The following is a 22,862-nucleotide window of genomic DNA, read 5'->3' as shown; positions in this document are numbered from 1 at the left end:
CGTTAGTCCTCGTTCGGTGTTGATCCGGCAGACATCGCGCCTGTCGCACGAGGCGAGATCGTCATGAATCAGACCAGCATCGCCCCATGCGGGCCCGAGTCACTGCTAGCCGCTAAGTCCTCTTGATGATCGCGAACTACCCTCGATTCGGATCATGATCAAAGTGGTGACCTGAAAGAAGCTCATAGAGACGAATACCGTCTAAACAGAGCTGTTCGCCCAGCTGATCAAGGCCCAGAGTCTCGTGCGCAGCCGATGATCGCGCAAGCACAGCGAGTTGTCGTTGGTAGAACCCTGGCCCCAACCACAACATTGGGTCACTATCTCCAACGGAGAGCGTCGAGTTCGTAACACCTATCGGCTCCCCGATGAGAAATACCTCACTCCCATTTACGCCAAACTCAAAGACGGTCGAGGCCAACACGACCTCGTATTCACTAAGCCAGGATGACAGATCACGAAAGATGGTAAGAGCACTCATCTTCATTTGAGCCAAGAGCTTGGCGTTGATCATCTCTGTGACTGCGCTCGACGAAAGCTCCTTAAAACTGTTGTCGGCCGCTAACCTTACTGGTGTGATCAAGGGTGTGGAGAACTCTTCGTCACCAACAATGACAGCGTTGGCTTGTACCTCGTCTTGGTCATCAAGATCTTGTATCTCGATAGACCGACATGCGACCATCAACAGCACCGGAACCGGTTCACACCACTTCACCTCGAGCTCCTGATGGCTCTGAGAGTCCTTGACCGGCAAGAGATAGGTAGCAAACCTCTTGTTCAGGTGCTCGAGCACCACGGTTGCCAACGCAGTGCGTATGCGTCCAAATCCCGGCACCGGCTGCGAAGTTGGCCATCCTGGCAAGACGACGGCATCGGTCTTAACCTCGCGCATTCGGTCGAGCTCATCGGCCAGGTCATAGAACTTCCTGCCAGGGTTGACGTCCAACAGCGTTGGATCCTCGAGTTCCGCCACTCTCATCCCTCTCATCTTTGCAAACCCGTTACCACGTTCAAACGCTACGTCTCACGCGACTCGACATCGCCCGAAACCTCGCTTGATGACAGCTGCCCATTCCCACGACGGTCGATCGCACACGTGGGCAACCACAACGACTCTAGTACGAACGATCACTTGCTAACCCATGGACATCTAAAGGGCCACTGTCATCTCGCGCGGTGCCTGATTAACACCCAAGCAGACTCTCCCCATCGGCAATTGCCGAAACAGCTCATCGTTCGATCACAAGAAGGCGTTGGCTCTGGTGCATCTCGCGTAAAATCAACCAGGCACCAAAGACACCACCAAACAAGAAGAGGCCAACAACCCCGTGCAACACCACGTAGCAAAGTCGGAGACCACGGCAGCGAGCAGCATCACTCACAAACCAGACGAGCACCGCTCTCGGGGTCAATCCAGCAGAGAAAGAACCGGCTCGCACTACCTTCCAAGCCGTGGCTTCTGATCACAGAACGCAGTCAGTGCCTTCGCTGGCGAACTGCGCTTCGCGGCATTGAGGCGAAGCACCGTGGTCGGCAAAGCGGTATGCACAACTTTGCAATCTCGCAAGTATCGCCAATCCCAGCTCTGCGGATTATGGTGCGTTCCCTCGTCGATTCCACGGGAAAAGGCCAGCATCTCTCGCGGATCCGGCCCCCGATGATGGGTTGTTCCCACCACCTCACTCGATCACTACCATATCCCCCACACCATCAACCGTAACCGTCGACCCCTCCGGGAACTTACCCGAGAGGATCGCAACCGCAATGGGGTCGCCTACCATCTTTTGAATCACACGCTTGAGGGGTCGTGCCCCAAAGGCTGGGTCATAGCCCTGGGTGGCCAAAATTCGCTTGGCATCATCGGTCACGACGAGTTCGAGCCGACGATCGGCCAATCTGGCCCTCAAGACATCGAGTTGCAAATCCACGATCCTGGTCAGGTCGGCCTCGGTGAGGGGAGCAAAGCGGATGATCTCGTCGATCCGATTGACGAACTCGGGCTTAAAGAAGAGTCGAGGATCCTCCGCCAGATTCGATGTCATGATCAGAATGGTGTTGGTGAAGTTCACCACCCGACCCTGACCATCCGTCAAGCGTCCATCGTCAAGGATGGCTAAGAAGATGTTAAAGACATCCGAGTGTGCCTTCTCGATCTCATCGAAGAGAACCACGCTATAGGGACGACGCCTCACCGCCTCGGTGAGCTGTCCCCCTTCGTCATAACCGACATAACCAGGGGGAGCTCCGATGAGTCGAGCGACCGAGTGACGCTCTTGGTATTCGGACATATCGATACGGATGACGGCGCGCTCATCATCAAAGAGGTACTCAGCTAACGCCTTGGCCATCTCTGTCTTGCCGACACCGGTTGGCCCCATGAAGAGAAAACTCCCGATGGGGCGGTGCGGATCAGAGAGCCCAGCGCGCGAGCGTCGAATGGCATTCGCTACCGCCGAGACCGCCTCATCCTGACCGATCACCCGCTGATGGAGGGCCTCCTCGATGTGGAGGAGCTTCTCCATTTCACTCTCGAGAAGCTTCGCAACCGGGATCCCGGTCGCCTTGGCGACCACCTCAGCGATGTCCTCCGGGTCCACCTCCTCTTTCAGCATTCTGACCCCACCTTGGAAGTCGGCGAGCTCTTGCGTCGCCTGTTCGATCTGGGCGGAAAGACTTGGAATCTGACCGTAGCGAATCTCGGCGGCTCGATCTAAGTTGCCGATGCGTTCGTCGTTGTCGGCATCGGCCTTGAGTTGTTCGAGGCGCTCCTTCATCTCGCGAATCTTGGAGATGGCATCGCGTTCGAGTTGCCACTGCGCATTGAGGGCAGCGAGCTCCTCCCGATCGTCGGCCAACTCACGCTCGATCCGAGCCAGCCGCTCGACCGAGGCCGGATCGCTCTCCTTGGCGAGTGAGATCCGCTCGATCTCAAGCTGGCGGATGCGACGCTCGACGACGTCGACCTCGTTGGGACGAGAATCGATCTCCATCCTGAGTTTGGCCGCGGCCTCGTCGATCAAGTCAATCGCCTTATCCGGGAGAAAGCGGTTGGTCACATAACGATCCGACAGCGCGGCCGCCGCCACGAGCGCCGAGTCCTGGATGCGCACCCCGTGGTGCACCTCGTAGCGCTCTTTGAGGCCCCGCAGGATGCCGATGGTGTCCTCGACCGACGGCGGTGCGATGATGAGCTGTTGGAAGCGACGCTCGAGGGCCGGGTCCTTCTCGATGTACTTGCGATACTCATCGAGTGTGGTCGCCCCGATCATCCGTAACTCTCCTCGGGCCAGCATCGGCTTTAACATGTTGGAGGCGTCCATCGACCCCTCGGCGGCACCGGCACCGACCACGGTGTGCATCTCATCGATGAAGGTGATCACCTCGCCGTTGGAGTCCTTGATGGCCTTCAAAACAGCCTTGAGCCGCTCCTCAAACTCACCACGGTACTTTGCTCCGGCCACCATCGAGCCGAGATCCAAGGCGATCAGTCGCTTGTTCTTCAGGCCCTCCGGGACGTCACCCTCGACGATACGGCGGGCGAGCCCCTCGACAATCGCGGTCTTACCCACCCCTGGCTCCCCGATCAGTATCGGGTTGTTCTTGCTCCGGCGTGAGAGGATCTGGATGATGCGGCGGATCTCCTCATCGCGACCGATGACCGGATCGATCTTGCCGGCTCGAGCATCGGCGGTGAGATCACGGCCGTACTTCTCGAGTGCCTGGAGGGTCTCCTCCGGGTTTTCACTCGTCACCCGATTATCCCCTCGGACCTCCTTCAAGGCGACCTTGACCTGATCCGCCGTGACCCCAAAGACGGTGGGAAGCTCAAGCAACAGGTGTTCGACGGAGAGATAGGAGTCGCCCATCTCCTGACGGGATGTATCGGCCGCCTCAAGCGTTGCGATGAGGGCCGATGAGAACTGCGCCTGCCCTCCATAGGACTTCGGCAGCTTGCCGATCGCCTCGAGCAACTTGTTGCGCGCAGCGCCAATCTGGACGCCGAGTCGCTCAAGGATCGGCAGCACAATCCCGTCGGGTTGTCCCAACAGCGCGACCGCCAGGTGCTCCTTGGTCACCTCCGGGTTTGAGTTTCGCCGCGCGAGCTCAATCGCTGCCTCGATGGCCTCCCTGGTCTTTACCGTCCACGTGCTTTGATCCACCTGTTCACCTCACTTCTTCCTTCACTACAGCGCAACCGCTACTCGACCTCGCGGTCACGTTCTCGCTCTGGCCATCGACCCACCATGGGCCGAACCGTTCTTCCAATCCATCGTGGCTCGCTCATCTCGGTTGATGCACGATGCCCGTCGCCTACCATCCTGATCAGCTGGCTCGACCCTGTCAAGGGCCAAAGGACCATTGTGCACAATGCGACTCGCCCTTGGCCGATCCCCCTCATCCATCACCCTTCCTGTTGGCCCTCGCCCCCGGCATACGATCACGTTGGTCTCGCCGAGACCTTCACCAAGACCCTTGCTGCCTCTCCAACGTCAAGCGACCTTCGATCGAGGGTCTCACCACTGCGTCGCTCACAACGCTCAAGCCCATCCCGTTCGTTCGGATCTCTCGCTCGCATATCTTTGCCTGGGGACTTGTTGAAGGGTCATGGACGATGACTCATCAGGAAGCCGTCGTCTGGTTCGCTCTTTGGATCACTAGCTCCGTGGATGACTGGCTCGTCTCATCGATAATTCACCCCACCTCCCAATGGCCAGAGTGCTGGATCATGTATCTACCGGGTGTCATCTGCCACCTTTGTCGGTCAGGCTCTCATCCCCTCAAACGATCAGCGCGGCCCCTGCCTTAGGACGCGAGGGTTAGAGTCAGCGCCTGAGTTGGACGCTCTTGACGTGAACCACCGCCTGCGAGAGGGGAACGAGATCACGGCGATAGTGTCGATGAATCTCCTTCTCCCGCGCACGGGCGAGTTCGCGTTCTCGCTCGAGTTCGGCTCGCAACTCGGCCAACTCAGCTTCGAGCTCGATCACCCGGCGAACACCCTCGATGTTGAGACCAGCGTCGGTCAACTCAGCGATCCGTCGCAGTCGAGCCAGATCGTGATCGCTGTAGCGACGCGAACCGCCACCGGTGCGGTTCGGCTCGAGCAGTCCACGCCGTTCATAGACACGCAAGGTCTGTGGATGCATACCGGCCAGTTCAGCGGCTACTGAGATCACATAGATCCCACGACCGCCAAAACCGCCATCACCACTCCTGCCAATCGAGCCCAAGCCTGCGCCCGCCGTCACATTTTCGTCACCGCCAATGGCATCGCGTCGGGTCTGATCTCCGATCTCACTCGCCATCTTGCCTCTAGCCTCCTACCTTCTCTTGTCCTCGTCTTGCTTGCACACCATCCCCAAAGACCTTGTGATAGTCCTGCAGGTACTTCTTCTGTCTCGCGTCGAGCGCCTCCGGCACCACGATGTCGACCGTCACCAAGAGGTCTCCGAAGGCGTTCTTCTTCCGTGGGTTCGGTAACCCGCGGCCTCGAACCCGAAACGTCTGGCCAGCATGGGTCCCGGCCGGAATCTTGAGCGTCACCGGGCCCGTCAACGACGGAGCCGTAACGGTTCCACCAAGGGCAGCGTCAGCAAAGCTGATCGCGACCTTGGTGGTCAGGTCTGCACCCTTTCGACCAAAGCGGGGATCGGAGTCGACGTGCACCTTGACCATGAGATCGCCGGCCGGGGCTCCGCTCTTGCCTGGAGCGCCCTTGCCACGGACCCGAATCGTCTGTTCAGGCTCCACACCTGCCGGGATCCTGACCTTGACCGTGCGCGCACGGTGTTCGGTACCGGTTCCCTTGCACGCGGTGCACGGGTGCTCGATGATCAGCCCTCGACCATGACAGGCCGGACAGGGCTGGGAAAAGGAGAAGAACCCCTGGTTGTCTGAGACCGATCCAGAGCCGTTGCACCGGGCACAGACCTTTGGCACCGTTCCCGGGGCCGCACCGGTCCCGTTACACACCGAACACGAGGTCTCCCCGATCACCAACACCGAAGCGGTTGCACCTTGGGCGGCATCGGCAAAGCTGAGGCGCACCTCGGCACTCTGGTCCTCCCCACGCTTGGGGCCACTCGAGCGTTTGCCACGGTTGAACAGGTTCCCAATCAGGTCGCCAAGATCTTCTGCATGGACGTTGAAGTTACCATTGGCTCCAGGGTTACCACCCATACCGCCCACACCCGAGGCCATCGGTCCAAGCCGACGAACCTCGTCATACTCCTTGCGTTTGGTGGCGTCGCCGAGGACGTCATAGGCGGCCGAGACCTCCTTGAACTGCTCCTCGTGACCTGCGTTCGAATCCGGGTGGTACTTACGAGCCAGAGCCCGATAGGCCTTGGTGATCTCCTTGTCGGTCGCCGTCGAAGGCACGCCAAGCACCTTGTAGTAGTCCTTCTCGAACCACTCGCGCTGTGGTGGCATCAGTTACCTCCATCTCTCACGAACCGGTGACCTTCACCATGGCCGGTCGCAGTGTCTGTCCCTGCCAACGATAGCCAGCCCGAAAGACCTCCGTCACCGTGGGCTCACCGTCACCGTCATCGTGGGCGACGGCTTCGGCCTCTTCAGGATCGAACCGCTTACCCATCGGTTCGATCACCTCGAGACCCTCTTTAGCGAGCACCTCAATAAATGAGGCACTGATCTGTGAAAGTACCGAGGCGACCTCGTCTGAACCAGTGTCAGAGGTCGCATGGGCGAGCGCGAGCGTCAACGTATCGAGCGCAGGCAACAGCTTGATCACCAGGTTCCGTGTCCCAGCGGCACCGAGTTCACTCTGCTGTCTAGCGACACGCTTCTTATAGTTATCAAAGTCCGCTTGGAGTCGCTGGAGAGACTCAAGATACGAGTCTCGCTCTCGCGCGAGCTCAGCCGTAGGATCGGTGACCTCTGGCTCAAAGTCAAGCGCGTCGAGGTCAAACTCCCCTTCAACCGCTTGACCCTCATACACCTGGTCACCGTCTGTGCCGCTTGCACCATGGTCATGTGATCCATGCGGTGCTTCCTCTCCTCGGGGCTCCTCATCTTCGCTCACTCCGACGCCCCCGGGGTGTCCTTGAGACCCGCCGCCAGGAGAGGATGGGGTCTCTCTGCTGAGAGACCCCCCTTCCTCGGCGCTGTTTACATCTCCTTGGGGCGCTCGGGTCTTGGATTCAGGACCATCACCGGATCCGGATCCGCCGGCGCCAGATCCGCTCGTACCAGAATCCTTGGGGCCAGCCTCAGAAGCCGCGTCCTTGACGCCTGAGCCCCTAGCACCCGAGTCCCTTGCTGAGCTGGCTTGGCCACCCTGTGTCTGTTCGTTGTCGAATTTTTCATCGGCCATGCGCATCACTCCTTGGGTTCATCAACGATCTCAGCATCGACGACGTCGTCGTCGCCACCCGTTGCGTCGCCACTGGCGTCACTTGGTCCAGCGGTGGCGTCACCAGCGCTGCTAGCTGAGGCCTGCTTAGAGGCCTCCTCATAGAGTCGCTGGGTGAAGCTCTGTGAGGCGGACATGAGAGCGTCGGTTGCCGACTTGATAGCAGCGATGTCGGTGCCATCGAGTGAATGCTTGACCTCGTTCAAGGCCTCGGTAACCTTGTCGCGCTCTGGGCCCTCGAGCTTGTCTCCCTGCTCGGAGAGCAGCTTCTCTGTCTGGTAGACCAAGGTGTCAGCGTTGTTGCGAACCTCAGCCTCCTCCTTTCGCTGTCGATCCTCCTCGACGTGGGCCTCAGCATCGCGCATCATCTGGTCGATCTCCTCCTTTGAGAGCGCGGTTGTTCCCGTGATGGTGATCGACTGCTCCTTGTTGGTGGCACGGTCCTTCGCCGAGACGTGCACAATACCGTTCGCGTCGATGTCAAAGGTCACCTCGATCTGGGGGATCCCGCGTGGGGCCGGTGGGATGCCAACCAGCTGGAAACGACCGAGAGTCTTGTTGTACGAGGCCATATCGCGCTCACCCTGGAGCACGTGGATCTCGACCGAGGGCTGATTGTCATCAGCGGTGGTGAAGACCTCGGTGCGCTTGGTCGGAATCGTGGTGTTACGTTCGATCAGCTTGGTCATGACACCACCCTTGGTCTCGATACCAAGCGAGAGCGGAGTCACGTCGAGAAGCAGAACGTCCTTGACTTCACCCTTTAGAACACCAGCCTGGATCGCGGCACCGACGGCGACAACCTCATCCGGGTTGACGCCACGATGCGGCTCTTTGCCGGTCATCTGCTGGACGAGATCCTGGATCGCCGGCATACGCGTCGATCCACCAACCAAGACGACATGGTCGACCTTGCCAACGGTAAGTCCTGCATCCTTGATCGCCTGCTCGAATGGTCCCTTGCAGGCCTCGACGAGGTCAGCGGTGAGCTCTTGGAAGCGTGAACGTGTCAGCTTCATCTCAAGGTGCTTTGGCCCCTCTGCCGTTGCAGAGATGAATGGGATGTTGATGGTGGTCTCCAACGAGGCCGAGAGCTCGATCTTGGCCTTCTCAGCCGACTCCTTGAGTCGCTGCATGGCCATCTTGTCACTGCCTAAGTCAACGCCTTCGTTGTCCTTAAAGCTCTTGATCATCCAATCGATGATCCGCTGATCCCAGTCATCACCACCGAGCTGGGTGTTACCAGCGGTCGACTTGACCTCGAAGACGCCGTCGCCGATCTCAAGGACCGAGACATCAAAGGTTCCACCACCGAGGTCGAACACCAACACCGTCTGGTCTTCGGTCTCCTTGTCAAGTCCATAGGCAAGGGCGGCCGCCGTCGGCTCGTTGATGATCCGTAGAACCTCGAGACCAGCGATCTGGCCCGCCTCTTTGGTGGCGGTACGCTGGGCATCGTCGAAGTAGGCAGGAACCGTAATAACCGCTTGGGTGACGGTGTCACCGAGGTAGGCCTCGGCATCCCTCTTGAGCTTGGAGAGGATCCTCGAGCTGATCTCCTGGGGAGTGTACTTCTTCCCATCGATATCGATGGTCCAGTTCGTTCCCATGTGACGCTTCACGGATCGGATCGTCCGATCCGGGTTGGTGATCGCCTGACGCTTGGCGACCTCGCCGACGAGTACCTCGCCAGTCTTTGAGAACGCGACAATCGAAGGTGTGGTTCTTCCACCCTCCGAGTTCGGGATGACGGTTGGATCGCCACCCTCGAGAGCGGAGACGACGGAGTTCGTCGTCCCAAGATCGATGCCTACTGCTTTGGCCACGCGAGCCTCCTTCTAGCTGTTACCAATACTTGAGTGTAAGTATATCAAGTTTTACTACAGTTGGCCTATCAGTTTTATTCCGCATGAGCGAAGAAGGGACCAAAGTCCTCCCCCGAGAAGACACCAACCATTGCAAGCACCACCAGCGCGCTGCCATCCAAGCGTGGCGGTGCCCGGTCACGGTCAACCACAGTACCTGCGAACGATGTAAGCGATCTAAAGAGCCGATCCAACAGACTCGGTCGGCTTGTCTGAGGGCACTGGCGAGTAGTTGCGGTTTACCTGGCGATCGATTGAGGCGGACGTGTGGTCGCTCTGGACGGTGATCGGGCCTGGTAGCGACTGATTGCGACGCTATTAATGAATTATTAATGAATAGAGTAAATACAACAGGCCATCATGATCAACGGTGATGGCGGGTTGATAGGAACAGACTCGATCGGCACACTTCGCGATCTCCTGTGGCACCCAGTGGTAGAGTCCGCGCCTCTCATGCCTACCTCTCGATCGGAAATCTCCTGTTGTGATCAGCGCCACTCAGCAAGATCACATGCTCGCCAGCTCGCCGAGTTATGGACATCAAGGTTGGATTGGGGCCGCACATTCAACACTTCCCTAACAGCAAGCCACCGACCTCCACGTCAGAAGGCGCAACCACTGACTCGTCAAGCATTGCATTTCGCCATAGAAAGCCTTGTGATCAAGAGGCTGCCCGACGTCAGAGAGCCTTCGAATCGGCTTGCACTGTGTCAAACAACGCCGTCCGACTTGGCCATAGAGCCCCCGCCACGGCCCACGGCCCCGTCCAACAAGTCGCTTGGAATAGCCCGCGTGCTGTTCAGGTGTTTTGCATCGGAAGACGCGTACCGTGCGACCGCGATATCGACACCTGGGGTAGCCACTACCCTGGGACGATCTCCTAACGTCGGCTCATCGTAATGACAACGGTCATCTCTCGGGGCGCCATGGTGGTGCGGGCTTTAGTGAGTGCCCACCCGACCGACACTATCATCTGTCCCTACATCGCCAGATCAACACTATGGCATTGCAACTTCCCCCTGTATTGAAAGATCCCAAAAAAGCATTGTTGTCAATCTTGGGCGACCGCCTCGTCACCCAAAGAGTAACAACGTAAGGCAAAGGAACGACCTCTTTCATCGAGTGGCTGATACACAGCAGCTTCGCGCGCTGGACTCACTTGAAGGGGGTATACGGTACGCCACCGATCCAAGGCCACGAGTTAAGGCAGCGGCACTAAGCACAGCCTCAGGCCACAGCCAGGCCCCGAGACCGGGGTACGTCGGTGGATCCAGGGTGGGATAAAGCATCTGACCCCAGGTTGCAGGATCCGCTTGGGCCTCGTTAGGCTTAGTGGATATGGCAACCCTGATCTTTCTTCGTCACGGACAGAGCACCTACAACCAAGAGAATCGATTCACCGGGTGGGTCGATGTCGACCTCACCCCACAAGGCTATGAGGAGGCCCACAAGGCTGGCGAGCTGTTGCGAGATGCCGGCCTCGCGCCCGATATCGCCCTCACCTCTGTCTTGAAGCGATCGATCTACACTACGGACGAGGTACTCAAAGTCCTTGACCGATCATGGGTGCCCGTCGAGAAGACCTGGAGGCTCAATGAGCGCCACTACGGCGGTCTCTCTGGGCTCAACAAGGCCGAGACCGCTGATCGGTTTGGAGCGGAGCAGGTCAAGATCTGGCGTCGCAGCTACGACGTAGCGCCGCCACGAACCTCTGACGAAGAGCACCACCACCTCATGGCCGACCCTCGGTACCGGGAACTGACCGCGACCGATGTCCCCTACACCGAGGCTCTCGTCGACGTTCTCGTTCGGGTGATGCCCTATTGGGAGGAGCGCATTGCACCACTGCTTGGGATGGACCAAACGGTGTTGGTGAGCGCGCATGGCAACTCGCTGCGCGCGATGGTCAAGTTCTTGGAGTCGATACCAGACGACGAGATCGTTGGCTACGAGATCGCTAACGGGGAGCCGATCGTCTATCAACTCGATGCGAACTTATCGGTCGTCGCAAAGGACGTTCTGTAGTCCTCAGTGAATCGTGAGCATTACCGAGCCCAACGGCCACGTCGACGATCACCCCGAGACATCAAACGTTACCGCGTGTAACTCTGTGTCGGAATCGATCCAGAGCCCCATATCACCCAAACGCAACACAACCGTGTCACACAACCAACCGCCGAGACCGGGGTACGTTGGTGGATGTTGGGTGAGGACTGATTCAACCTTATCCCGTTCAACTGCGACTATGACCAACCGGTCCATGCACAAACGCCTCCAGTCCGCGCCGCGGCTAACCACCCTATTGGCGCACGGCGCGGCAACTATTTATTGCTCAAGCTCAGTTCCTATGATCGACCGACCAAACCCATCTGCTCTGAGATCGGGTCTCGAAGCTAGTCACCTTCCTAATCCAACGCATGGCATCCAACCCAACTGCCTATCGGTAACTCCTATTGCGAACCCCGCCCGCACATTCTGGCAGTTGACCTACCGGCAGCTTCCACTGCTCGACTACATGCCAATCTATGGCCCAATCAGCAGAAAGACACCCTGCGAACTCGCTTGTGACGCCGCCCTGCGCTGCAACGCCTCTCAGGCAAGGACACTCCCGATGCTCCCATTCGAATCCACCCCCAAGTCGAACGCTCCAACACCTAACGGATTGCAAGTCAAGTAGTAGGATGCACAAACCCGAACGAACGATACGACATAACAGTTTCACCACTTTTAGTGGTCACCCGACTACTTTGCGTAAATACATCTTCGCTTATTTATCTAATTATCCGAGCAAACAAGTCAGAAGTTGCAGGCAACAGCTATTAATATGGCCTATAATCTTTTGTAAGCCTGGTCAGCCTGGCGACTAGGTTTTGGGAAATCAAGGGGGCCGGAGTGCAAGACGTACACGAACGAGCACTGCATTCGTGTCTCAGAACTTGGTGGCTGCTGTGTCGCATGTCCTCTTGTGACACGGATCGAAATTCCGCGCTGCTAAATAGCTCAGCTTCCTAGCGGACAGGTATCGGCCTTAGTCGGCAACACTTCTAGATCAACTGATGAGAGCAAGGGACAACCGAAATGGATGTGACTGTTGTAATTGACTGCCAGGATGGCGAGCCTAACGTCAACCTAGCCCAACTGACGAGCACTGGCCAGCTTATGCTTGACGCAGGCGTAGAGGTAATTCTCACTTCGGCCATCGAGATTGGGCATCTTCATAATCTCAAAGTGCTTGACATGCCGGGTTCCACTCTTGCCGATCGCTGGAATGTCGCAGCTCAGCGGGCAAACGGAGAACTTGTGGGGTTTACAATAAGTTCTTTACTCTTATCCCCATCGTGGCCAAGAATCGCCGAAGACCACTTTGATCAGGATCGCACGCTAGCACTCCTTTTCGGAACCACTATCTCGAACTATTGGCAACCAAGAAGACTTGCCTTGCGGGCCCTTCAATCAAGAAACACAAACAAGTCCCAACATCGCGACGGAACCGGGCAAACAGCTTCAACCGTCTTGCAAGACAGACCTAAGGAACCAAGCGTATTCTTCGTTCGCAGGTGTGCTCTCCTGGGTACCGGCGGATTTAAGGAAGCAACCGATCTACCCACGGCTTTCGCAGAGGCAAAGGCCGCATTGCGATGCGAATCCTATCCTGCCAAACAGGTGCATGAAACTTCAGAACTACAAACCAACTACATCTCAGACATTGACTGGCACTCTCTCATAGAGCGCACACAGAGGTTTGCGCATCGAAATGCTTCAGCTCCCACGTTCATATCTTCGATAGCCACAACATTTGGGAAGCTACTAGTGTGTTTGGTTGGTGTCGTGCTAACACTCGAAGCTGGTCGAGGACGTTTCGAAAAACTAGCTACGATCCAACCACTGGTAGCGATGTTTGCTCTGCTGATTGCCTATCTAATCGCGAATATCCGTACCGTAGGTCGTCCGTTGGCGTCCGACGGTTCGAAGATGCACCACCGATGGGCAGCACGAGTCCGCGCAGGGTTCGTTGCTTCAATACTGCGACTCGTATACTCATATGAACTGATTATCGCCTTTCTTTCAGCAAATCACCCGAAGCATGCTGATCAGCCTGGCGAGCACGACCGGCTACGCCTCTTGATTATGAATTGGAGAGACATCGACCACCCATCTGCAGGAGGAGCTGAAAGCTACATATTCGAACTCGCGAAACATTGGGTGCAGGCAGGTCATGAAGTGGCGCTACTGACCCAGAGACACCCCAACAGCAGCAAACTTGACTTCGCAGGTGGAATGACAACATATCGGGTAGGTGGGAAGCGGACGCTGTATGTCAGAGCCGCGTTGTTCTATATCTCCCGATTGCGCAACAAGTACGACATCGTCATCGACTGCGAGAATGGTATTCCCTTCTTCGCACCGTTATACACCCGGAAGCCGGTAATCCTGCTAGTTCACCACGTCCATCAGGAAGTCTTCAAACGATATCTGCCGGTCGGTGTCCGAAACTTAGCCTGTTGGGTGGAGGGAGCCTTGATGCCATTCACTTATCGCTCTCATCCGGTTGTCGCAGTGTCAAGTGACACACGAGACGAGCTGCTTACGATTGGCTTCAAGGAATCCCAAATCACAGTCGTCAAGAACGGGGTTCAGCTTCCTGCACATGCTGTGGAGTCCACACGGTCTGATAGTGCTAAGCCCTCCATTATCTGTATTGGCCGTCTCAAGAAGCAGAAATCAATCGATCTCCTCATTACCGCGTTACGTTCGGTAATCGACAAAGTTGGAGAGATCTCCTTAGATGTAGTTGGGCAAGGCCCTGAACTAGCCAAACTGCAGGAGCTTGCGCAAAAGCAAAACGTGAGCGAGTACGTACACTTTCACGGTTTCGTTCCTCGGGAAAAACTAGATGACTTGCTGGCCAAGGCATGGTTGCTGGTCAATCCCTCGGCCTACGAAGGATGGGGGCAAGTCTGCATGGAAGCCAGCGCTATGGGACTTCCAGTAGTCGCATCAAACGTTCGTGGCCTTCGTGAATCAGTACGCGATGGAATCACCGGCATCTTATTCGAATATGGTGACACCGATGCATTGGCACAATCAATCATTACCGTTATCAACGATGCAAGCCTACGAAAGTCGTTAGGCGAAGAAGGCCGCCGCTGGGCAAGCCTTCATGGATGGGACATAAGCGCCCGATTGTTCCTCAGACTGGCAAAGGAAGTCACGGGCGGCAAAGTCGCACCCATCGCATTGCCTGACAGCGGCGTGCCTGAGGTGATCGACCTCGCAAGCATCGAGCGCCAACGCACCGTTTCCCCTGTGCCCTTTCGTCGAGCGACTCTAGCTGCCGAAGACCATATCGATCAATATCCGTTATCGTAGGTACGTACAGCTACAAGATATTGGTACGACTGCCCTCGGGCGCGGTCAACTTGGGTTCCGTCAAGCTCCATAGGTCTCGGCTCTGTGCCGCTTGCGACCTGAAGCAGCTTTCGCGTATTCCAGTCTCGGCGTTGGCTTCACCCAATGAGCACCCTAGCCCTAACCAAACCGTCACATCGAAGGTCCCGAAATCGCACGGATCAGGTGACCAAGACTTTGTCACGCAAGTCAGGTGATTGTGATAGTGATAGGTCAGGATTGATTGCCGCCTAGCTGTCCTGCAATAATCGCAAAGGATCTTGTGTGCTGGAAACTTTCATCGAGCAAGCCCAGAATTGGCTCACCCAATGCTGGACGGAGCCTCGCACTCCACGAGGATCGAGTGCGATGGCAGCTGCGTAAAAGTAGGCAAGCGTTGTAAGCGACAGGCTCATTCTGATGGTTGGGTCGGATTATCGGCGATACACCTTGCCTGGGTCGGCTGTTGAACCGGTCGCCAACGAGGCCGATGGTCGATTCGACCGTTCCTCTCCGTCAGCGTGACCCTTGACCGACGCAATAACGACCATCTCCATATGGTGAGCCAACGTTCCTAGCCACACAAGATCACTTAGCAGCCACCGCTGATGCTAGGTTCACCTAGTGCCCCACGCGCAGCTATTGTGCAATCCACCAGCATCGAGAGGATCCTGGGGCATGAATCAAGTGATGAAATACGAGTGTGCCAGGCATCCCCGAGAGTATTCCATGATGACGAAGATTAGCCTGACGGCTCTCCCTTTGGTGGTAGTGACGTGAAGGCTAGAAGGCAGATGTTGGGGGTAGAATTAGAGGCAGCGCAAACTATGAGGTCTAATTAACGATCCACTCTATACTCAGTTGTCCGGGCATTTGCAAAAGACGACCCTACGGCTCCTGTTCGTCCAATAGGATCGACACTTCTTTGCGATACTTTAATTGGCACAAGATATCCTTTACCACGTGTTCCGCTTCCCGGTATTGTCGGCGGCACCAACACCTGCCAAGATCTCGTGCTGACGGCGTCCATGTCTTCACGCCGTCATTGCCATTGTTCCACTCTCATCGCTCGTAGCCTCGAGTCCATACGTCACAAGTCATGCCCTCAAAGAACCTGTAGTACGCGTCGCCCTTTGTATTGCTAAGTTCAGCGGCCCTAAAATCCTGAGGCTGCAAGTGTCCAATGAGCTTTCACCTCCAAACAGGTCCGTACCGAGTGTCTCGCCCACGACGATAGCGCGGCACGCCTTCGGTTCCCCGCAACGAGCGCACCGAGAGGTTGCTTGCCCTCGTAAAGGCCCTTATGGTCAAAGTCTTGCTAGCCACTCAAGCTGGGCCCAGTGACCCGACCGCTGGGGGGCGACCTGTGCCAGCATATTGCCAGCGCCTTTGCATCCGATCGTCTTCAGTGACCTTTCCAATGGTTTGGTCGGCGTGAGCCAGCCTGGGCAGCAATTCTCCTTCCATCGCCGTATGACATTGATTGGCTGTCGAACATTTGTGCTGCTGAGATCACATGTCCATCCGCAGAATCCTATCGCTTGGGGTTCACTGGTTTAGCTTCATTCGAGAGCCCTGCAGGAAGCCAGTCCATGTTGCGTGGGAAAGCCACGCTAGCAGGTTAGGCCCTGGACCCCAGCTGATTGAGTTGAGCTCCAGGATTGGTGAACGACAGAACGACCGATCGCCAGCCGTAGGATTATCGCAAGGACAACACTTTCGTTTTGCGTAGAATACCAAATTTTCCTTGCCATTAACCTTCCCTGAAGGACGGTTACTGTATAATCGTTATCAATGCAGTCTGGCCGGCATGATCATAATCTCCCTGGAAATAATTCAACCCACTCACTCACTCTTATTGTGCCGATGTACAATGAATCGGTTCGCCTTGCTGAAACTTTTGATCAGCTTGCCAGCTACATCGAATCCTGGCCGCAATCAAGTACCCTTGTTATGGTTGACGATGGAAGCTCCGACGCCACCTGTGAGATTGCGGAGAAGCTTATAGAACGCCGAGGATCTAGGAACGACATTAGACTAGTTTCGCGTCCTCATCTCGGTAAGGGTGCAGCGATCCGGTATGGACTCGGCCAAAGCAACACTGACATAGCAGCCTTTTGTGATGTCGACTTGGCTACCCCGCTCACGGAACTCACGCGTATCATTGAAGTTGCACGTGCAACGAACGGACTTGCCATCGGATCACGAGCAATGCCCGAGTCGCGGCTGGGCGTCCGGGAGTCGCGCAAGCGAGAACTCGCAGGACGGAGTTTTAACCTGTTGGTGCGGACTCTAGTTTGCAAGGGAGTTCGGGACACGCAATGCGGAGCCAAGGCAGCGCCTACGGTAATCTGGAAGAAGTTGCTTGCGTCGTCAGTCGAGAATGGATTTGCGTGGGACGTCGAAATCATTGCGTTCGCACAACAGATGTCGGTGATCGTATCCGAAATCGGCATCGAGTGGAACCACGACGAGCGATCGGTGGTCAATGTTGGCAAAGATGGGATCGCGATGGCCAAGTCTGTAGTCACGATAGCGCGACGAGTTAGAGGAGCATAGTCACTGGACCGGGCCAGGTTCTACCGCAACGAAGCCAATCACAAATGCTTTGGGATTGCGGACGCATCCAAGTGGAGCCTGGGAGCGGCCCCTTGAGCGTGCCCAAAGGGCGCGAGTAATGAAAAGCCAGCAGGACTCTACCTTGAACTGTGGGCAGTCTCACCAGAGTGAGTCAAGAGCACCCACTACCATCAACAAGTCCATCGGGCGTAAAGCCTCACGATATCTGAACAGTCGAGACCTCGCGTCTCAACCGATCACCCAAACGGGATCACTACCGCGGTTCACCCGTGACGTGTCACAATACCTCGTCACCACCAACCGAAGAACTCTATTAGTGGGCCCACAACATCACGGTACTAATCTGGCAGAATCGATGCCCATTGCTCACAAATCCGAGCTGTCCCAAGATGATCAGCGACCCATTCCTCTTGGAGTTTGCGCCGCTCTCGCCTCGCCTCGCTGCTCTCCATATCCCCGAGCAGCTCGACTGTCAGCGGAGCAAATCCTTCCAACGCAGTCTGGTAGGTGCCTGGTGCCAAACCGATCCCTTCGAATGCAAGTGGCGTTCCTACGACACGCTGTCCATGTGACAAATAATGCAATACCTTGGTCTTAATCCCGGCTCCGGACGTCAAGGGAGCAATGCAAAGGTCAACTCCAGCTATGACGGTGTCTACATCGTCGACGGCCCCCAATCCAACGATCCTAGCACCGGCTCGGGGTGGGCTACTGAACTGTTCCGTATCGAAACCGCACAACACGATGACGACATCAGGGGTTAGGTAACCAGCGAGTTCGGAGGAGATCCAACGTATCGCTCCTAGGTTCTGCTTTGCCGAGACACCACCAACGAAGAGCAAGGACCGTTTGCCAACAAGTTCAGGCACCTGCCGGTCCAATTCATAGCGTGCTCTCTCATGATCTCGCGGAAGCACAAAGGGAACATGATCGACCACTCTGACTTTCCTCTCGTAGCGACCCAGGCGCGACCGCCACTCAGCTGCTTCAGCATCACTGATGGCGACGATAGTATTCGAACGTCGGGCCATCATCATTTCAATCACGGTCCAAATGTATCTACGGAGGACATTAGAGCCAGTAGCGGGCAAGCGCGAATAGTGAAGACTCTGGCACTCGTTCGTATCCCAGATCAGAGACCTATCAATTCGCGCCAACTCAAGCGCAGGCCACAATTCGGCATTCGTGACAATGACAAACTCTGCCGCCTCACTGAGAGCATGTGCCATACGTACATACTCTTGACTCAGTCCGCGGTGCGTCGCACGGCCAGGCGCCTCAATAGTGAAACCCTCCTCGTGCTCGATATGGGCAGCCCTCTCGGAAGTTGTCAAGACGACCGGATGGTAGCCCAACTGGACGAGGAATTTCGCGGTCATACGTGTTCGTACTTGCATCCCACCCTTCGGATAGGCAACGGAACCAGTTGTCATAATGAGAGGCCGCATCCTGACCAAGCATAGTTGCCACAGTCCACAAGCACCTTCTGCGATGGTTCAACTTCTCTCCGACGACAGCACATGACGCTCCGAAATCACAAGCCGAAGGCCCCTGGCACCGAACTCATTGAACACCAGCCACCAGTGCATGTCTCTCGCACCGAAACAGACAGAATCAGCTACTCTCTCGTGATCCCCATGCCCGCTATCCACAGGGGGACGGCGTTTCGCGACAAAACCCGATTCATTACAATTTGCCACCTTATGGGAACATCACTGTAAGGCGCAAAGGCTGCACCGTCCTTACCCATTCTGTAGCCCCAGCCGCAGCTATGAACCCCTGCTACTCGGCATATAAACCCTCACAACGAACGAAGATTACGATCTAGCAAGAGATAATCGAGGATTATCTGCGCACACTCTTGAGGAGTTAGCGTAGCAGAATGAACAAGAACGTCAGGATGCTCTGGAGCATCATAGGGCGAATTGATGCCGGTGAAATTCGGAATCTCTCCAGACCTCGCCTTTTGATAGAGCCCTTTAACGTCACGTGCCTCGACTGTCTCAAGCGGGGCCTCTACATAGACCTCCACAAAGGTATCTGCTCCGATCAACTCCTTAGCCATCCGCCGATCCGCCTCAAATGGTGAGATCAGCGCTACGATAACGACGATGCCCGCGTCAGCCATCAGCTTTGCCACCTCGGCAACCCGCCGAACATTCTCGACTCTGTCCTCAACAGTGAACCCAAGGTCCTGATTCAAGCCCCGCCGCAAGTTATCTCCATCGAGCACATATGCGTGAATGCCAAGTTCACACATTTGCTGCTCAAGAAGGTTCGCAATGGTGGATTTACCAGCACCAGACAACCCGGTCATCCAAAGCACCGCTGGCCGATGACCTTTCAAAACACTCCGTTGCTGCAGCGATGTATCGTAGCGTTGCTCCGAGACGTTGTGCGAGCGCCTGAGCCCAAAGGAAATCATACCAGCCCCAGCAGTCGAGCTGGTTAGGCGGTCTACAATGATGAACGCCCCCGTTGATCGACACTCTTCATAGGGGTCGAACGGGATTGGTTTGTCAGTGGTGAGGTGACATACGCCGATCTCATTCATCTCCAGATGGTGAGTAGCAACGTGCTCGAGAGAGTTAACATTGATCTTGTATCTCGGCGCCTCGACCGTGACACCGACCGAAAGAGTCCCAATCTTGAGGAGATAGGACCGACCAGGAATGAGGGGATCTTCAGACATCCAGACGACGCGGGCCTCGAACTTATCGGCTAAGTCCAAGGTCCTGCTCGGCTGGGCCAGGAGATCACCGCGTGAGACATCAAAATCATCGTTCAGCACGATACCCACCGACTGATTCGCGACAGCATGCTCCAAATCTCCACTTGGACCAATAATTCGTGCGACTGAAGCAGCAATGCCTTTCGGCGAAATCCTGACCTCATCGCCTCGGTCAATCGCACCCGCCCCGACAAGACCCGCATAGGCACGGCTGCCGTCCTCAAGCCGCAAAATAGTCTGCGTCCACATCCGGAAAGGGAAAGAGAGTTCGCGCTCACCAACATCGACATGCTCTAAGTATTCCAACAATGCGGGGCCATCATACCATTGCATGATCGCGCTGCGAGAAACCAAATTATCGCCATATAGGGCAGATACCGGGATGCACAGAAAATCGTCCACGCCAAGTTCATCAACAAACTGCGAATATTCCGCCACAATATCATCGAAGACCTGTTGGCTAAAACCAACCATATCCATCTTGTTCACAACCAAAACAAAGGTACGGATGCCCAACAGCCAACAAAGGTAGGTGTGCCGCTTTGTTTGCGTCCGCACTCCTTTGGTGACATCCAGCAAGACGATAGCCAGATCAGCCGTAGATGCCCCGGTAACCATGTTGCGCGTGTACTGTTCGTGCCCAGGAGTATCGGCCACGATGAACATTCGCCCCGCAGTAGCGAAGTATCGATATGCAACGTCAATAGTGATTCCCTGGGCCCGCTCGGCACTTAAACCATCAAGAAGAAGTGAGAAATCAATTGCGCCGTCTACAGCACCGCGGCGTTCAGAATCAGCACGAAGCTTCGCTAACGTATCATCATAGACAAGCTTCGACTCGTAAAGCAGCCGACCAATCAATGTCGACTTACCATCGTCAACACTGCCACACGTGATAAACCGAAGCAAATCCTTCTCAAAGTATTCTTCCAGGTAGCGATCAATATCTGTATGATTTCTGGCAATATCTGGCATTCTAGAAATAGCCCTCCTGCCGTTTACGCTCCATGGAATCCGCCGAATCATGGTCGATGACCCGACCCTGACGCTCAGAGGTCGAAGCTGTCAGCAATTCCTGGATGATCTCCTTCACACTTACAGCGTTGGACTCGACTGCACCAGACAAAGGATAACAACCGAGTGTCCGGAAACGCACCATCTTCTTAGTGATACTTTCGCCGTCTGTCAAACGGAATCGATCATCATCAATCATAAGCAATGTCTGGTCACGTTCGACTGTAGGTCGCTCGGCCGCAAGATACAAAGGTACTATCTGAATATTTTCTCGCAATATGTAGAACCAAATATCGAGCTCCGTCCAGTTGGACAGCGGAAATACTCGCAGGCTATGGTTTGGCATGATGTTCGTGTTGTATAAATTCCATAGTTCTGGCCGTTGGTTGCGTGGATCCCAATGATGTTGCTCGTTGCGCACCGAGAAAACGCGCTCCTTGGCTCTCGACTGTTCTTCATCACGCCTAGCTCCACCAAAGATCACGTCATACTTGCCAGCATCAAGTGCTTGCTTCAATCCCTGTGTCCTCCACAAGTCCGTATGAACAGCAGAGCCATGATCAAACGGATTAATCCCCAGTTCGATGCATAGGGGATTCTGGTGGACGATAAGACGGAGGCCAGTGCGCTCCGGAATCTCATCCCGAAACCGATACATGTCTTGAAACTCCCAAGTGCTATCGATGTGCAACAGCGGCACTTGGGGTGTACTCGGGGCAAACGACTTAAGGAGGAGATGGAGCAAAACAGAGCTATCTTTGCCTATCGAATAGAGCATGACTGGATTACGCGCGCTACTCACGGCTTCCCTGATAATGTGGATGCTCTCGCTCTCAAGAAAGTCCAGGTGACGAAGTCGTGTGGGCACTTACCTTCCTAGCCTTCGATCCTAGCCACCAGCAACCTGATGAACCGGACACCAATAGTTCACAACAAGAATACTTGACTGGCGAGGCCGGCACCGTCAGCGATGTCGGCCATTGGATGCAACTTCTACTCGACGTACATTGCTCGTGCGTTCAATTCTAGCGCGACCGACTAGTGCTCTAAGAACGAGTCTTTAGAGGCCAAACCGTGATCTGCCCCTTTCCAGGGCTGCTGGGATTAGTCTAGCACCATGTGTCACTCCTGCAGCTAGGTGTTGGCCCAGGACGCCACGCCCGAATAGCGCAACCTTCCGGAACACCGCGACTATCCCGGCACGGGACGCATTGGGCCCTCGCGAGTTCCCCTAAACTACCTGCCCTTCATCAACCATGAATCTCGATAGCTCGCCCGTCGTTGAGCAGTCCAGAAATGCCAGCCGCAGTCAAGCGCTTGAGAAGACAGTCTCAAGCAACCCCGCACATGACCAGCCACCAGCAGACTGGCTAGCCACGCCCTCTCCCCGAGTGGTCACCCAGCCTAGATTGGGTATCACCCGGGGAGTGCTCCGAACTCTCGAATGGGTACGCACGCGCTCATATCTATGTGACAGAGTTACACTAATCTTGGCACGACAATCCCGAAAGGTCGCTGATGATCTTACGATGTGAGCACATAACCGCGCCGGACACGGAAGTACCTTGAAGTCTGATGTCAGTTGCACTTATACTGGGGTCGATCCGAATGTTGGAAAGCTGGTCATTCTCCAGCAAGAGGCCATCGACATCGCCAACAAAGAGCGTCTCATTCGGATCCTGCATCACTTCATTTTCGACGGTGACATTCGACGCTGGCTCATTGTGCAAATGTTGTACAATCACACCTCCACTACCGACCGTCGTCACGTTATCTAACGTTACATTCGATGAGTAATTGATCACCCAGGTGTAGGCGGGACCAACACTGGCCTGACCCACCAAGGTCGCATTGTTCACCGTGATGTTTCGGGAGATGTAGATATCCATCCCGTTCCCTGTGATGTTCA

General features: G+C 55.8%; 14 protein-coding genes. 3 read left to right on the top strand and 11 right to left on the bottom strand.

Going from position 1 to position 22,862, the window contains the following annotated elements; genetic code table 11:
• Positions 1-136: 136 nt before the first annotated feature.
• From MP439_09235 to dnaK, 7 genes are all read right to left on the bottom strand, one after another.
• Positions 137-979, bottom strand: a complete 843-nt coding sequence (locus MP439_09235) for a hypothetical protein (GenBank protein ID MCI2976242.1) — start codon at positions 977-979, stop codon at positions 137-139.
• Between the two features lie 250 nt (positions 980-1,229).
• Positions 1,230-1,439, bottom strand: a complete 210-nt coding sequence (locus tag MP439_09230; protein ID MCI2976241.1) for a hypothetical protein — start codon at positions 1,437-1,439, stop codon at positions 1,230-1,232.
• A 240-nt stretch (positions 1,440-1,679) separates the two neighbouring features.
• Complete coding sequence (locus MP439_09225; protein MCI2976240.1) at positions 1,680-4,160, bottom strand: AAA family ATPase; 2,481 nt, start codon at positions 4,158-4,160, stop codon at positions 1,680-1,682.
• 663 nt (positions 4,161-4,823) lie between these two features.
• Positions 4,824-5,306 (bottom strand): helix-turn-helix transcriptional regulator, encoded by a 483-nt coding sequence (locus MP439_09220; GenBank protein MCI2976239.1) that lies wholly within the window; start codon positions 5,304-5,306, stop codon positions 4,824-4,826.
• Positions 5,307-5,313: 7 nt separating this feature from the next.
• Positions 5,314-6,432, bottom strand: a complete 1,119-nt coding sequence (dnaJ, locus tag MP439_09215; protein MCI2976238.1) for a molecular chaperone DnaJ — start codon at positions 6,430-6,432, stop codon at positions 5,314-5,316.
• Between the two features lie 16 nt (positions 6,433-6,448).
• Positions 6,449-7,336 carry a nucleotide exchange factor GrpE gene (locus tag MP439_09210; protein MCI2976237.1) on the bottom strand — a complete coding sequence of 296 codons (888 nt, stop codon included), beginning with the start codon at positions 7,334-7,336 and terminating at the stop codon, positions 6,449-6,451.
• A 5-nt stretch (positions 7,337-7,341) separates the two neighbouring features.
• Positions 7,342-9,201, bottom strand: coding sequence for a molecular chaperone DnaK (gene dnaK, locus MP439_09205; protein MCI2976236.1), 1,860 nt, complete (start codon positions 9,199-9,201; stop codon positions 7,342-7,344).
• A 1,377-nt stretch (positions 9,202-10,578) separates the two neighbouring features.
• Here dnaK and gpmA point away from each other — a divergent pair.
• The 3 genes from gpmA (at position 10,579) to MP439_09190 (ending at position 17,187) form a co-directional block, all read left to right on the top strand.
• Positions 10,579-11,265 (top strand): 2,3-diphosphoglycerate-dependent phosphoglycerate mutase, encoded by a 687-nt coding sequence (gene gpmA / locus MP439_09200; protein ID MCI2976235.1) that lies wholly within the window; start codon positions 10,579-10,581, stop codon positions 11,263-11,265.
• A 1,053-nt stretch (positions 11,266-12,318) separates the two neighbouring features.
• On the top strand, positions 12,319-14,610 hold the full coding sequence (locus tag MP439_09195; protein MCI2976234.1) for a glycosyltransferase family 4 protein: 2,292 nt from the start codon (positions 12,319-12,321) through the stop codon (positions 14,608-14,610).
• A gap of 1,884 nt (positions 14,611-16,494) precedes the next feature.
• On the top strand, positions 16,495-17,187 hold the full coding sequence (locus MP439_09190) for a glycosyltransferase (GenBank protein ID MCI2976233.1): 693 nt from the start codon (positions 16,495-16,497) through the stop codon (positions 17,185-17,187).
• 359 nt (positions 17,188-17,546) lie between these two features.
• Here the strand turns inward: MP439_09190 and MP439_09185 are convergent, their stop codons facing one another.
• From MP439_09185 to MP439_09170, 4 genes are all read right to left on the bottom strand, one after another.
• Complete coding sequence (locus tag MP439_09185) at positions 17,547-18,587, bottom strand: glycosyltransferase (protein ID MCI2976232.1); 1,041 nt, start codon at positions 18,585-18,587, stop codon at positions 17,547-17,549.
• Between the two features lie 422 nt (positions 18,588-19,009).
• The gene (cysC, locus tag MP439_09180; protein ID MCI2976231.1) at positions 19,010-20,914 is read right to left on the bottom strand and encodes an adenylyl-sulfate kinase; all 1,905 of its coding nucleotides are present in this window, start codon (positions 20,912-20,914) and stop codon (positions 19,010-19,012) included.
• 1 nt (position 20,915) lies between these two features.
• Positions 20,916-21,821 (bottom strand): sulfate adenylyltransferase subunit CysD, encoded by a 906-nt coding sequence (gene cysD, locus MP439_09175; GenBank protein ID MCI2976230.1) that lies wholly within the window; start codon positions 21,819-21,821, stop codon positions 20,916-20,918.
• Between the two features lie 616 nt (positions 21,822-22,437).
• Positions 22,438-22,862, bottom strand: a 425-nt coding sequence (locus MP439_09170; protein MCI2976229.1) for a hypothetical protein, incomplete at its 5' end; no start/stop codon positions are given.

It is taken from the genome of Ferrimicrobium sp. (genome assembly GCA_022690815.1).
Taxonomy (GTDB): domain Bacteria; phylum Actinomycetota; class Acidimicrobiia; order Acidimicrobiales; family Acidimicrobiaceae; genus Ferrimicrobium.
The sequence above is the reverse complement of the archived record's forward strand: the minus strand, read 5'-3'. Positions and strand labels throughout refer to the sequence as shown.